Origin of the sequence: Polyangium spumosum (assembly GCF_009649845.1) — a bacterium.
Lineage (GTDB): Bacteria > Myxococcota_A > Polyangia > Polyangiales > Polyangiaceae > Polyangium > Polyangium spumosum.
Genome location: NZ_WJIE01000009.1, coordinates 77,924 through 91,504, shown reverse-complemented (window position 1 = coordinate 91,504; position 13,581 = coordinate 77,924). Strand labels below are relative to the sequence as shown.

The following is a 13,581-nucleotide window of genomic DNA, read 5'->3' as shown; positions in this document are numbered from 1 at the left end:
TCCGCTCAGAACACCGTATCCATCTGATCCGGGATCGGCTCACCCGCCTCGTTCACGCAGGCCACCGACGCGCCCGTCGCGTCCTTGCAGCCCGTCGTCGAGCACGGGTACGGGGCGGCCTTCTGCGGGTTTGGCGCGATGAACATCGGGTTCACGAGCCATTGCCCCATGTGGTTCGCGTAGGCGTTGCACATGATCTCGTTCTTGTTGCGGTTGAGCGCGAGCTTGAGCACCGTCGAATCGTGCAGGAACGAGATGTCCGTGTCCGAGTCGCCCGCGCCGAACACCGGCCGCTTCTTCGGGTCTGCGTTCGGCTTCTCCGCGTCGGCCCCGCTCACGCCGTAGATCACCTTGTTCATCCAGCAGCGCTTGCCCTCGATGTACGTGATCATCGTATTGCCGACCGGGTTCTGGCCATTGCCCGAGCCGTCCACGACCGACCCGCAGCCCTGGAAGTCGTACGTGAGCTTCCCGCCCGCGTCGATCACGGTGCGGATCCCGATCACGTGGTCGCCGCTCACGTTGACCCGCGTCGCGAACGCCTCCACGATCGGCTGCGACGACGCCGAGAGCACCCACACGTCGAGCCCGTTCTTCTGCATCACGTCGATCAGATCCTTGATCTGGTCGTAGATCCGGACGTACGCATTGACCGAGTTCGTCCCGACCGTCTGCTTCTCGCCCTCCATCGCGGCGAGCCCCGCCTCGATGGCCGTGTTCGCGAAGGCCTTCACCTCGTCCAGCGTGTAACCCGCCTGGAGCTCTGCCACCCACGCGTACGCGGGCTCCATCGTGCGGTAATTCCAGCCCTCGTAAGCCGCCTGCCCCGAGGTCGTCTCGGCCGCCGTGTACACGGAGACGAGCTCGTCCGCGCAGGCCGCGTTCGTGCTCGTCGGCAGCGGCATCCCCGCCTCGGCCAGGCTCCCGCACGCCTGATTCAGCGCATTCCGGGCCTGCATCGTCAAGACCGGGCTCGTCGCGCCCCAATCCTTGTTCGGCGGCTGGAGCACCTTGTCGTTCTTCAGCATCCAGAAGAACACGAGGTCACCCACGTCGTTCTTGATGACCGTGTTGTCCCAGTCGAAAATGGCGACCGGCTTTTGCGCCGGATCATAGGTCGGGCTGTTCACCCCAACCTCGTCGATCATCTTGTCGAGCGCCTCGCGGTTCTGCCCGTGCCACGGCAGGCTCGAATCCAGGTCCGGCGCGGCCATCATCCCGCCACCGGCGCCCCCGGCGCCGCCCATTCCACCGGCGCCGCCCATCCCACCGGCGCCGCCCATTCCACCGGCGCCGCCCGTTCCGCCCATACCGCCGGTCGCGCCCGTACCCCCGCTCCCCCCCGTGCCCTGCTCACCGTCGTCTCCGCAAGCCGCCGAGGACATCGCGAGCCCCATGACGAGCGCGACGGGAAGAAAAGACCGAATCTTGATCATGGCAAGGAACCCCTTTCGAAGAGCACCCTACCATGGAAAGCACGAATCCCGTGAACACCATTTTCGCGACATTTTCGCGACATCATGGTAACACGGTGAGCCATTCGCCATTTCCACACGCAAAAGCCGCTCCATCGCGGGAGCGCGCCTGCTCGATTCGATCCACGCTCTCGGCACATGGCCTCCCCCCCGGCCCCTCGAATCGCGCCCAGGTCCCTCGCCCGCTTCGTGCTCCTCGGCCTCGCCGCGTGCTCCCCCGCGCCGAAGGCCGAGCCCGCGCGCATCGAGCCCGAACGCGCCCCGGAGACGGCGAAGCCCGGCGCCGCGCCAGGCCCCTCGTTCGAGCGTGAGGCCCGCGGCCGGAAGCTCCGCCTCGTCTTTCACGCCGATCCCCTCCCGAACCTCGTCTACCAGCTCGATTGCATGGCCGGCCGCCACCCCTGCTCCCGCGCCGCCTACGAGGCCCTCTGGCAGGACGAGCTCGGCTGGGACGACGAAGATCGCCGCACCCTCGAGGCCTTCCGCGAGAGCCGCGAATCCTGGAGCGGACGCATCGAACCCTCCGCGAAGGCCCCCACCGCCCCCCTCCCCCTCCCCCACGCCGATCGCACCGTCGCCGCCCGCCTCGCCATCGCCGGCCTCGTCTCCCGCACGCCCGACGAGCACGTCCGCTTCCTCGGCCTCGTCACCTCGCCCGAGGGCGCGTTGCGCGCGCAGGCCCTCGTCGACCATTTCCGCCCTCGATTCGATCGATACTGGGAGCGCGAGGGCCGCGCCCATTGCGAAGAATCCGCCGAGAGGCTCGCCGCCCTCTTCCAGCGCGAGGGCCTCACCGGCCACGTCGAGGCCCTCGCCGGGTTTTACGGGGCCGATCTCCCCGACGGCGCGCCCCTCCATTTCCACCTCATGGCCCGCCCCGCCCACCGCTCCGTCGACGCCGCCCGCCAGATCGGCGGCCACGCCGTCATCGAGATGCCGGCCGGCGAAAAACCCGAGGACCGCGCCCCCGTCGTCGTCCACGAAATGCTCCACCACCTGCACGCCGCCGCCCCCGACGAGCGCCTCGCCGCCCTCGCCCGCGCGTTCGTCGAGACGAACGACCCCCTCGCCCCGGCGTCGTATGCGGTCCTCGACGAGGCCCTCGCCACCGCGCTCGGCACCGCCAGGTCCCTCGCTCGGCTCGATCCGGGAGCTCTTCAAAAGAAGCTCGCGGCGCCCCTCGGCCTCTACGCCGAGCCCACGATCGACCGCGTCGCCAAGGCCGCCCTCCCCTTCCTCGAGGCGCGCCTCGCCGAGGGCCAGGGCCTGCACGACCCCGGGTTCGCCGCGGGTTTCCTCGCGTCCGTCCGGGAGGCCTTCCCCGGCGGCATGCCGCCCATCGCCCACGCCCGCCCCCTCGTCGCCGTCGTCGCCCCCGGCTTCTGGCCCGCGTTTCACGCCCTCGACGGCGCCGCGATGGCCTCTTCGCTCGGCGGCGCCAGGGCCTCCGACGTCCTCCGCGCCCCCGAGACCTTGAACCTCTTCGCCGCGCGCCCTCACTGGGGCGGCGCGTTTTTCCTGACGCACGCGCACATCCACGAGCTCGCGCGCTTCGAGCCGCACATCGGCGCCGCCGCCGTCGCCGCGATCACCGCCGAGGCCCGGCTCACGCGCGCCTTCGTGTATTCGACCCAGAAGAGCCCCGGCGTCTATCGCTTCGTCTTCGTCGCCGACGACCTGCCCTCGATGAACGACCTCGTCCGCGCCCTCGCGGCCCAGCGCGCGCCCTTCGAGGGGGCGCTCGAGGTCGTCGCGCGTCGCCCGGCCAAACCCTGATCTTCGCGCCCTCTCGGCGCTGCGATCCGGGCGGACCACAAAAAGACGCCGCCCGCGCCGTCACGAGGACGACGCGGGCGGGGCCGAAGAGGCGCGGGTGTACACGCGCCTCTCCCTTTCGTGGTTCAGGACCGCTTGCTGCTGCGGCGGCGCTTGGCCATCCAGGCGCCCACCATCGCGAGCAGGCCGCCCATGGCGCCCACGCCACGCGCCGGCGCCTCGTCGCCGGGCACCGAGCAGCCGCAACCGCCGACGACGACCGTGTCGTCGACGCCGCCGCCGGTGCCGGTGCCGGTGCCGGTGCCCGCGCCGCCGTCGCCGCCCGCGCCGCCCATGCCACCGGCCGCGACCATGCCGCCGTCGCCGCCCATGCCACCAGCGCCGCCGGCACCGCCGGCACCACCAGCGCCGCCCATGCCGCCAGTGCCGCCGACGCCGCCTTCACCGCCCATGCCGCCAGCGCCGCCCATGCCGCCGCCGGCACCACCAGCGCCGCCCATGCCGCCGCCGGCACCACCAGCGCCGCCCATGCCGCCGCCGACGCCACCTTCACCACCCATGCCGCCAGCGCCGCCCATGCCGCCGGCGCCGCCCATACCGCCGGTGCCGCTGGAGCTGCTGCTCGTCCCGGCCGGGGGCTGCACGAGCACGTCGACCGTGTCCACCGCCGACGCCTGGCCGTCGTTCACGGCCACCTCGAACGTGAGCACCGTATCCATCGCGACCGTCGGCGCGACGAAGTCCGTCGTCGTGCCGCTCGGCGCGCTCAGCGTCGCGCCCGGCCCGGCCGTCTGCGTCCAGGCGAACGTCAACGCGTCCATGTCGGGATCCGAGCTGCCCGACGCGTCGAGCGTCACGCTGTCGCCGCTCGTCACGGTTTGATCCGGCCCGGCGTCCGCGATCGGCGGGGTGTTCGGGTCGACGCCGCACATCCCCTCGTCCGCGACGATGCTCGAGAACGGCATGTTCGCGAGGCCGTTGAAGGACACGCTCTCGATGAACCAGCCCAGGGTGCCGACCTCCTCGTCCGTGCCGATGCGGAAGCGGACCCGGATGGTCTGGCCGGCGAACTGCGTGCCGAGGTTGGCGCTCGTCGTGATGTTGCTCCCGTTCGCGAAGCCTGCGCTCTGGCCGGTGAAGCCCTGCTGGCCGAGCAGCGGGTTGCTCGCGATCGGGCTGCCGATGTTGCCATTGTAATTGGCGCCGAGGTTCGCGAACATGTTGATGTTGGACCAGGTCTGGCCGCCGTCCGCGGAGACCTCGATGACGGCGCCGTCCCAGTTCACGGCCGGCGTGCCGCTGCGCTCGAACTGATACCGGTGCACGAGCGACATCGTCAGGTTGCCATTGCCGACCACGAGGTCGGGCGACTCGTACCGCTCGTCGTGCACGCCGGAGGGCGCATTGCCGTGCGCGACGACGTTCGACGACGTGGTCGACGGCTGGATCCGGTCCCATTCGGTGCTCGGGCCCGACGCGTTTTTCGCCGACCAGGTCTCCAGGTTCGACTCCCAGTTCTCGATCGTGGCCGACTCCGGCACGTCGTCGAAATGGGCCTTTCGCAGGGACGTGCTGCTGATCGTCGGCGTGCAGGAGCCCGGCGCGGAGACGTCGACCTTGAGCTCGAGGTCCGTGATCGCCGCGACCGAGTTCGCGAGGGCGATCTGGATCGTCGCCGAGCCCTCGGCGAGGACGTTCGTCGTCGGCAGCGCCGCGGTCGCGCCGTTCGGGAACGACACGTTCGGGTTCGTCGAGCTCACCGTGACCGTGCCGCCCGCGAGCGGGCCCCAGCCCTGGTTGCGGACCGCGACGACGACGTTTCCGACCTCGCCGCCGTCGATGACGCCGTCGTTGTCGCAGGAGAGCACGCTGTCGTCGACGTTCACCGAGACGAGCACCGGCTGCGGCGCCGCCTCGTAGCTCTCGGTCACGCCCACGTTGTCCGTCGAGTTGCGCGGCGGCGAGATCGCGCACGACCCGGCGCCGCGGAGGGCGAAGCCGGTCGCGAGGTCCTCGAAGTCATCCACGTTCGACGCGATGGCCGTCGCCAGGATGCCGTCACGCTGCTCGGTGAACGTCGGGTTCGACGGGGCGAGCTGCATGCCGCCGACGAGGTAATCGGTCATCTTGCGTTTGGCCTGGTCGAACGTGTGCCGCGGCGTCGCGGCGTACACGTCCTCGAGGAGCTTCGCGTACCCTTCGAGCACCATCGTCGCCCAGATCTCGCCGGTGTTGTGCACCTCCTCGTTCTCGGCGGCGAGCGGCTGGATCGGCATGCCGACCGGGAGCGGCTCGCCGGCCTGGATGTGCCTGAACGTGAGCGCGTTCTTCGTGAAATCGGTCGTGTAGGGGTACCGGCGGATGCCGAAATACGCGCTGTCGCCGAACGTCGCGCCGCCGTAGACGGCCGTCGCGTACACGCCGTTCGGATCGTCGCCTTCACGGATGAGCATGTGGAACGCGACGATATCGCCCCAGCCCTCGCCTTGCCCGCGGGCCTGGACCGAGGACACGTTGACGAGGCGATTGTGGATGAAATGGCCCCACTCGTGCGCGGCCACGCCGTTGTCGATCGTGCCGTCGCGCTGGATGGTCTCCCCGCGGAACAGGGTCGCCGCGATCGGACCCGCCTGGAGCGCCGCCTTGAGCGCGTCCCCCTGGTCCTTCGTGATGCCGAGCGCGCCGATGTTGATCGTCGCGTCGGTGCCGCCCATCGGGCTCGGGGGCAGGCCGGGCGTGAGGTGGTTGGCGACGATCGCGCCGACGCCGCCCGCGTTCTGCACGTTCTTGACCTTGACGACGAAATCGCAGGAGCCGCGATCCAAAAGCACGATCTTGCCGGTGTAGTTACCGACGAGCGCCTGGCAGGCGTCGTTGAACGTGCCGGGCGTCTCGTTCGTCGTGTCCGTGGAGTTGTCGAGCGCGAGCGCGAGGTCCGCCGGGCCGATGTCGAACGTCTGCGGCCCGAAGCCCGCGACGCCGACCGCCGTCGTCGTGCCACCGGGGTTCGTCGTCAGGCTCGCGTTCGGCTTGCCGCTCCACACGAACATCTGCATGCGCGGCCGGCTGCCGTCGGCCGGCGTGCTCATGTTCGCGTTGTCGAGCGAGGGCGGGTTGTTGAGGTAGCCGTCCTGCGCCTCGGCCCGGAGCGAGTCGTTGCCGAGGCCGCCGCGGCCGTAGTTGTCCACCTGCGCGTTGCCCGCGGCCTCGTTGAAGCCCGAGTCGTACCAGTAATCGTGCAGGTAGTTGTTCAGGAAGAAGAGCTGCGTGATCGCCGCCTTCACCTGGTCCTGCGACACGTTCGGCTGCAGGGACGTGTCGTAGACACGATCGAAGACGCCCGGCGCCGTCACGTCGGCGCGATAATCGCCCGCGCTGAGGCCGTCCGGCAGCGTGTGATCGACGTACGCCTCGACGTTGTTGCCGTTGGTGTCCATCGCGCCGGCCGGGAGCCACGGATCGAAGGTGCCCACCGGGTTCGTGTTGAAGCCGTCGACCGTGACCAGGGTCGGCGCCGTGAACGCCGGCGCCGAGCCGTCGGGCACGCCCGTCGGGTGCGGGGCGAAATCGACCATCGGCCCCTCCATCGGCGTGAGCTTCGGCGGGCCGTCCGTCCAGACGCGGTACGTGTGCGCCGCGTCGTGCGTGCGACTGGCGCGCATGAGCAGCCGCCCGTCGTCGGCAGCGACCACGTACGCATAAAGCTCGGAGGTCAGCGCGCCCTTCTCGCCGCCCCAGACCTCGACGTAATACGCCGAGACCAGCCGATCCGGCATCGGGAAATAGACCTTCTTGATGCGCGCCGGCTGCGTGAGCGTGATGTTCGCCGCGCGCGTCTCGTCGTTCTCGACGACGTCGAAGAAGGCATAATCATGCTCGATCTTCTTCATGTCCCTGAAGGCGCTCACCGGCACCTTCGTCGCGAAGAAATCGTTGAACGCGCGGGCGACCGCGGTCACGGGCGTCAGCTTGAAGTTCTTGCCGCGCTTCATGCCCGGCGCCGCCGACGCGTGCAGGTTGCCGGCGATCGCCACGAGCTCGCGGCCCTGCGTCATCAGCACCTTGACGTCGTTCTGGAAGACGTCGATCCCGTCGACCTTCTGGCGGAACACCACGATGATGCCCCCGCCCGTCAGCTCGTTCACCACCACGGGCATGGCCGCGTCGATCACGCGCTTGCCGACGCCGTAGAGCCCCGCGTAACGCTCGAGGTAGAGCCGCGCCGACGCCTCCGGCCTCGCCGTGAGCGCGCCCGGCGCCTTCCAGCCGCCCTTCGGCGCCCAGAAGAACGTCGGCACGCCGCGCTTCTCGTCCACGCCCGTCACGCCAGAGACCCCGGCCAGGTGCTGGTTCTGCAGCGGGCTCACCGCGACCGCAGGGGCGTCATCGTACGCATGGTAATTCGGCAGCTCCATGTCCCCCGCGTGCGCCGCGGAGCCGGCGAGCAGCGTGATCAGAGCCGTGGCATATCGAGCAGAGCGCTTCATGATTCCTCCACGCCAGAATCTTCGTGGTATCTTCCCGCAGGCAGGCGCCGCGAGCGATGTACGTTTTCGGTGATTTCGGACAAAGGTTTGGCGCCCGTCGCGCCGGGTACATCTCCTGTACCCGGTTCCCGCACGGAAGGGAAGCCGTTCCAGGCCTGCCGCGGCGCGGCTTCGGCGGCCTGGATCCGCTACGGGCCTGACGCCCGAGAAAAAGCGCGAAGACCACCGAGGATCCGTGCGCGGCGCGACCCATCCCGAGGGCGCCCTCCTCACCCCTCCAGGCTCGGCGCGTCCACGAGGAGGGTGAAGATCGGGTCTCCGCGGTGCTCCCCGACGCTGCGCGTTCGATGGGGGTCGGCCATTCCTTCCTCTTGGCCGCCTGCGCTCGACCGATGAAATGGGTCGCCTCGACGCATTTTGCTCACGCCGCGAGATAACCGGTCGCCCGCGTCCTCCTCATCCTCATCCTCCGCATCGGACGAATTCTTGCTGCAACGGAAAACCGCGCGCCTCGCGGACGGTTGCCATTTTGGCAGCCGAACTCGTGCCCTTTCGCCGGAATGTCGCGGCCTCGGCGCGCAGGGCCGCGTGTTCCCACGGCAAAACCCGCTCGTTTGGACGTGGCACCGAACTTGATGACGTGACCCTCCATGTCGAGCGAGCCTTACCGCACCCCCGCTTGCCCCACCTGCTCCGCGCCGCACGTCGAGCAAGCGCACATCTGCAAGCTCTGCAAAGAACCCTTCCACCTCGAGAGCCCGGGCGTCGAAGCCTGCGACCCTTGCCTGCGAGAGGCCTGCCGTATCGTCGCGCGCGCCGCCGCCCGAAAGCCCGCTTCGCGCCGCCACGTCAAAGACGCCCTCATGCGCTGGGTTCCGCCCACGCTCGTCGTGCTCACCCTGGGCGTCCTCGCGTTCAGTACGCACGTCTTCGTGCACACGGCGCGGCGCCTCATCGAGCTGCGCACCTCGGCCGAGCGCGTGGCCGAGCACCGCGAAAAGCCCCAGGACAAACCCCGGGACAAACCACGCAAGAAGCGGCACCACAAGCGAGACGCAACGCCACCCGCGCCGCCCACCCCGCGCGCGAAAATCTCCCTCGACGACGAGAGCGTCCCGGCCCTCACGAGCGTGCTCGCCGCGCTCTCGCCCGAGGTCCACGATCCCGACGCCCTGCTCGCGCGCGTCCACAAGCTGCGCGAGGCCGGCCTCGACATCTTCCTCGTGCGCGCGAACCTCGGCAAGGCCCTCTTCGACAGCGGCGCCGACCTCCGCACGCGCATCAGCCCGGTCCACAAGGGCGGGAGGGCCGTCGGCGTGCGTGTCTCGCGGCTCGGCCCCGACTCGATCGAGGCGCTCGCGGGCGTGCAGCCGGGCGACGTCCTCGTCTCCGTCAATGGCTACGGCGTCGATAGCCCCGAGCGCGCGCTCCGCGGCTACGCGGCCTCCCGCGAAAAGGGGGCCGCGGTCTTCGAGCTCCTCCGCAATGGCCGCCGTGTGGTCCTCGACGTCCGCTGGCCGAAGTGACCCCTCGGAGGGCGTCCACGAAACCCTGGAGTCGCCGTCGGGCTTTTGGTAGACGTTCTCCATGGCGATCCTCCGAACCTCCAAGGTCGCGCCCTGGGCCTTGCTCGCGCTCGTTTGCGGCTGCGGCGGCGCGGGAGCCCAGACGAACCCCGACGCGCCCGCGCCCGAGACCACGGCCGAGGCGACGCCCGAAGCGCCCCCGCCCGCGACGACGGACGAGGCCCCAAAGCCCGAGCCCGCCGAGGCGCCGGCCCCCGCGCCGGCCGAGGACAAACCCGCCCCGGCGGAGCTCGCCGAGGCCCCGAAGGCGCCGTCCATCTCCTGCGAGCCCAAGGCGGGCGCGGCGGCCGCGGGGCCGAAAAAGAAGCTCGAAATCAGCGTGGATCGGTCACGCGTCGACATCGAAGCTCATCGGCTCGAGGTCAAGCTCACGCGGCCTGCGTGCAAGGTCGAGCTCCAGGTCATCGGCGAGTCCGGCAAGGTCCTGGCGAACGCGGCGAAGGGCTTCGACGGCGCGGCGCCTGGCACGGCGCTCGCGGTCGACTGGAGCCCGATCCGCGCCGAGACCGTCTCGCGGATCGAGGTCTGGGGTCACGACACGGAGGGCAACTACGTCGGCGTGGCGATCACGCCCTGGAACGTGAAGATCGACCACGAGGAGGTCAATTTCGAGACCGACTCGGACAAGATCCGCGACAGCGAGGTGCCGAAGCTCGAGGCGAGCCTCGACAAGGTCAAGGACGCCTTGACGAAGCACAAGGACCTCAAAGGGATCTCGCTCTTCATCGCGGGCCACACCGACACCGTCGGCAGCCCCGAGCACAACCTGACCCTCTCGCGCAAACGCGCGCGCGCGATCGCCGCCTGGTTCCGCGGCCGCGGCCTGAAGATCCAGGTCGCCTACGAGGGGTTCGGCGAGCACAGCCCGATCGTGAAGACGGGGGACGAGGTCGCCGAGGCGAAGAACCGCCGCGTCGATTACATCCTCGCCCTCGACCCGCCGCGCCTGCCGCAGGGCCCGGTCACGTTCGGCTGGAAGGCGCTTTAAACCTCCGCCTCGATCTCGACGCCCCACATTTCATTGCCGTCTCCGTCGTGCAGCGACGCGCGGAGCCGCCCGCTCTTGCCGTCGATCGCGAGCATCCCGAACGACTGCTTGCCCCCCTCCGGCCCCACCGGCGGATCCCCGGGCCTTCGGTTCTGGAACTTCACCTCCGGCCCGAACGTCTCGTCGAGCGGCGCGGGCCCGAACGTCATCGCGTGGAGCGGCCCGGCGACGAACTCCCAGAAGGGATCGAACCTCGCGAACTTCGCCCGCGAAGGATGATAATGGTGCGCCGCTGCGTAATGCACGTCCGCCGTGACCCACAGGACGTTCTTGATCTTCTGCTCCTGAAGAAACGAAAGAATCGAGGCGATCTCCAGCTCGCGCCCGAGCGGCGGCCCCTCCCCGTTCGCGAACCCCTCCTGCGTCGTGGCGTCGTCCGGAATCACGAGGGCGAGCGGCTGATCGCAGGCGATGATCTTCCACGTCGCCGTCGACCGCGCGAGCGCCTCCCGGAGCCACGTCGTCTGCGCCTCGCCGAGCGCCGCGGCCGGCGCTTTCTCCTCCCGATTCGCCCCATTCGGGCCCCGGAAGCTCCGGGCGTCGAGCACGAACACGTCCACGCGTGGCCCGTACGAGAGCAAGCGATGAATGGGCCCCTGCCGCATCGGCGCATACTCGAACATGGCCTGCTTCGCGCGCGTGGCCAGCACCGACGCCCGCCGCTCCGTGTACCTCGAATCCGCGAGGACCTGCCCCGGGAACCAGTTGTTGTGCACCTCGTGATCGTCCCATTGCACGATCGTCGGCACGGCCGCGTGCAGGCGCCGCACGTTCTCGTCGAGGAAGTTGTACGCGAAATTGCCCCGGAACTCCTCCAGCGTCTCGGCGACCTTCGACTTCGCCGGCGTGACGAGGTTCTTCCAGACAGACCCATCCGCGAGATCGATCGACTCCGCGAGCGGGTCGTCCGCGTAGATCCGGTCGCCCGAATGAATGAACAGATCCGGCATTACCTTCGCGATCGAGGCATACGTCTTCATCCCGCCGCGGGCCACGTCGATCCCGTAATGCTGCCCCGCCGTATCGCCCGACCACACGATCCGCACGTCCTCCCCCGGCCCGGGCGGCGCGCGCAGCGATCCGAGGGTGGGCTCGCTCCGGGCGCGCCCCGCGTCGTCCGCCTCGAAGACCACACGATAATGGATACGCCTCCCGGGCGGCAGGCCCTGGAGCTCCACGCGGGCCGTGAAATCGCCCTCCGCCGTGGCGAGCGGGCCCTCGAGCTTTCGCGCGTCGCCGAGCCGCTCGTCGGTCCCCCATTCCACGAACATACGCGCCGGCCGGTCCGTCTTGCTCCAGAGCACGACGCCGGCGGCCGTGGGATCACCGGTCTGCACGCCATACGGAAGCAGGGGCCGCGCCGACGCGGGCGTCACGATCCCGGGCGAGCCACACGAGCCCGCGCAGGAGGGGAGCGCGAGCGCGGAGAGGGAGCCGAGGAGGAAATCGCGTCGAGGCAGGAAGAGCGGGCGAGGAGGCGTGGACATGAGGCGCGGCGCAAGGATCACCCGGGGCGGCGGCGATGGCAAGCCATGCGAGCCTGATGGGCCGTTCGCCCGGGGCCCCGTCACGAACACATGCAGGACGCGGTTACTTGCAGCTCTTGCTCGCGTCGCGTGTGCACTCGTGCGGGCCGAGGCTCATGCACTTCTTGAACGCCTCTTGGCTGGGGCACGCGTAAAACGCGCCGTTGATGCAGCACGTGATTGTCTGGCTGCCCTTTGTCGTCGAGCGGCTCACGTTCACGCCACCCGCGGGGAGTGAGGGCAACGGAACCGGGATGACCGGCTGAATCACGACGGGCGCCTGGCCCTGCGCGGGCTGGGCCTGTGGTGGCTGCGAGGCCGCCTGGGCAGCCTGGGCGTTTGCCTGAGCCTGCGCCGTCCTGTGCTGCTCCAGGAGGAGCTGGTACTCGCGCTCGCGTTGCGCCGTCTCGGCGGCCTCTTTTTTGGGCACGAGGAGCTCTTCGCCGATGCGCGACTTCAGGCCGCGGACCCACCCCGACCAGTGCCCATCGACGAGCACTTCGCCGTTCGGGCCCGGCTTCGTCGCGAGGCCGGTGCTCCTCACGTATTTCACGACGTACTGCGTGCCCGAGTACTCGATGTCGACGTCGAGGGTGATGTCGCGTTTGTCGAGGCGGGCGGAGATCTTCCCCGGCTCTTCGCCGAGGGCCGAAAATTTTCGGCCTGCCATCGCTCGGATCACGGCCGCGCGCACCTCGGCGGGAGACTCCGCGCGCGCGATGAGCACGGGCTCCGCCGTCTTCGTCGAGGTGTATACCGTGCCACCACACGCGACGACGGACAGGGCGAGAAGAGCAGGTGCCAAGAAACGCGAGGCGCGAAACGTCATGCCGGAGTGTGTACCAGAAGCGTGGGTCATTCGACAAGCTCCGAGGGCGGACAATCCCGCACCCCGTACACCGGACATTTTTCGTCCTTGCATCGGTCGGACATTGTTCATCACGTCATAAAATGAAAAACCGTGACGGACGGAGGTTCCGTGTTATCATCTGGAAACAACGGACGGCGCGTGACGGCAATGGGCCGGGGGCGCCGCCGAGAGCCAGGGAGAAGCCGATGGACAAGGTCTCGCTGACGTACTTCGTCGATTTCGTGCTGAAGTCCGGGACGCCGAAGCTCACCGGCGTGCGCGAGTACAAGGAGCGCAAGGACGAGCTCAGCACGGACTTTTATCGTCCGATCCGGGAAGCCATCGTGGAGATGCACCGCTCGGGCCTCCCCGTCTCCACGCTGCACGAGATCACGCGCGCGCAGGACGACGAGAAGCGACAGAAACATTATCCGCTGGTCATCGCGGGATATCGCTCGTTCCTCGCCGACGGCGCGATGAACTTCTTCGAGCCGCCGCGCGCGGGCCTCTCGCTCGGAGCGCTCGAGATCGACGTGAACCCCGAGCTCGGCCTCGTCATCCAGGGCAAGAGGCACCTGATCAAGCTGTATTTCCGCAGCGAGCCGCTCACCCCGCGCCGCACCGCCGTGATCCTCGCGCTCCTCTCGCGTGGCCTCTGCGAGGGCCACCCGGAATACGTGCCCGCCGTGCTCGACGTGCGGAACGGCAAGCTGCACACGTACGCGAACACGAGCTCGCGGATCGACATCCTCCTGCGCGGCGAAGCGGCGTCGTTCGCCGCGATGTACGGATCCGTCTGACCCTCGACGACCGAGCGCGACGAGCGGGACGGC

The 13,581-nt window shown here is 69.4% G+C and carries 8 protein-coding genes; 4 read left to right on the top strand and 4 right to left on the bottom strand.

Annotation, left to right across the window (positions count from 1 at the left end; genetic code table 11):
- Positions 1–5: 5 nt before the first annotated feature.
- On the bottom strand, positions 6–1,436 hold the full coding sequence (locus GF068_RS28355; RefSeq protein ID WP_206079574.1) for a haloacid dehalogenase-like hydrolase: 1,431 nt from the start codon (positions 1,434–1,436) through the stop codon (positions 6–8).
- 177 nt (positions 1,437–1,613) lie between these two features.
- On the opposite strand from GF068_RS28355, the gene GF068_RS28350 reads away from it, so the two are divergent.
- Positions 1,614–3,251, top strand: a complete 1,638-nt coding sequence (locus GF068_RS28350) for a hypothetical protein (protein ID WP_153822614.1) — start codon at positions 1,614–1,616, stop codon at positions 3,249–3,251.
- Between the two features lie 125 nt (positions 3,252–3,376).
- Here GF068_RS28350 and GF068_RS46485 read toward each other — a convergent pair whose 3' ends face one another.
- Positions 3,377–7,738, bottom strand: a complete 4,362-nt coding sequence (locus tag GF068_RS46485) for a M36 family metallopeptidase (RefSeq protein WP_153822613.1) — start codon at positions 7,736–7,738, stop codon at positions 3,377–3,379.
- 650 nt (positions 7,739–8,388) lie between these two features.
- On the opposite strand from GF068_RS46485, the gene GF068_RS28340 reads away from it, so the two are divergent.
- Positions 8,389–9,264 (top strand): PDZ domain-containing protein, encoded by an 876-nt coding sequence (locus GF068_RS28340; RefSeq protein WP_153822612.1) that lies wholly within the window; start codon positions 8,389–8,391, stop codon positions 9,262–9,264.
- Between the two features lie 61 nt (positions 9,265–9,325).
- A complete protein-coding gene (locus tag GF068_RS28335; RefSeq protein ID WP_153822611.1) occupies positions 9,326–10,312 on the top strand; it encodes an OmpA family protein in 987 nt (328 codons plus the stop codon).
- Here GF068_RS28335 and GF068_RS28330 read toward each other — a convergent pair.
- Positions 10,309–11,859, bottom strand: coding sequence for an alkaline phosphatase D family protein (locus tag GF068_RS28330; protein WP_153822610.1), 1,551 nt, complete (start codon positions 11,857–11,859; stop codon positions 10,309–10,311). The two genes, GF068_RS28335 and GF068_RS28330, sit on opposite strands and share 4 nt — an antisense overlap.
- A gap of 103 nt (positions 11,860–11,962) precedes the next feature.
- Positions 11,963–12,727, bottom strand: coding sequence for a hypothetical protein (locus GF068_RS28325; RefSeq protein WP_153822609.1), 765 nt, complete (start codon positions 12,725–12,727; stop codon positions 11,963–11,965).
- A 227-nt stretch (positions 12,728–12,954) separates the two neighbouring features.
- On the opposite strand from GF068_RS28325, the gene GF068_RS28320 reads away from it, so the two are divergent.
- Positions 12,955–13,548 (top strand): hypothetical protein, encoded by a 594-nt coding sequence (locus tag GF068_RS28320; protein WP_153822608.1) that lies wholly within the window; start codon positions 12,955–12,957, stop codon positions 13,546–13,548.
- Positions 13,549–13,581 lie beyond the last annotated feature (33 nt).

Bases quoted from the DNA above. Each gene is read 5' to 3' on its own strand.
- GF068_RS28355 (WP_206079574.1), bottom strand. From the start codon at position 1,436: ATGATCAAGATTCGGTCTTTTCTTCCCGTCGCGCTCGTCATGGGGCTC.
- GF068_RS28350 (WP_153822614.1), top strand. From the start codon at position 1,614: ATGGCCTCCCCCCCGGCCCCTCGAATCGCGCCCAGGTCCCTCGCCCGC.
- GF068_RS46485 (WP_153822613.1), bottom strand. From the start codon at position 7,738: ATGAAGCGCTCTGCTCGATATGCCACGGCTCTGATCACGCTGCTCGCC.
- GF068_RS28340 (WP_153822612.1), top strand. From the start codon at position 8,389: ATGTCGAGCGAGCCTTACCGCACCCCCGCTTGCCCCACCTGCTCCGCG.
- GF068_RS28335 (WP_153822611.1), top strand. From the start codon at position 9,326: ATGGCGATCCTCCGAACCTCCAAGGTCGCGCCCTGGGCCTTGCTCGCG.
- GF068_RS28330 (WP_153822610.1), bottom strand. From the start codon at position 11,859: ATGTCCACGCCTCCTCGCCCGCTCTTCCTGCCTCGACGCGATTTCCTC.
- GF068_RS28325 (WP_153822609.1), bottom strand. From the start codon at position 12,727: ATGACGTTTCGCGCCTCGCGTTTCTTGGCACCTGCTCTTCTCGCCCTG.
- GF068_RS28320 (WP_153822608.1), top strand. From the start codon at position 12,955: ATGGACAAGGTCTCGCTGACGTACTTCGTCGATTTCGTGCTGAAGTCC.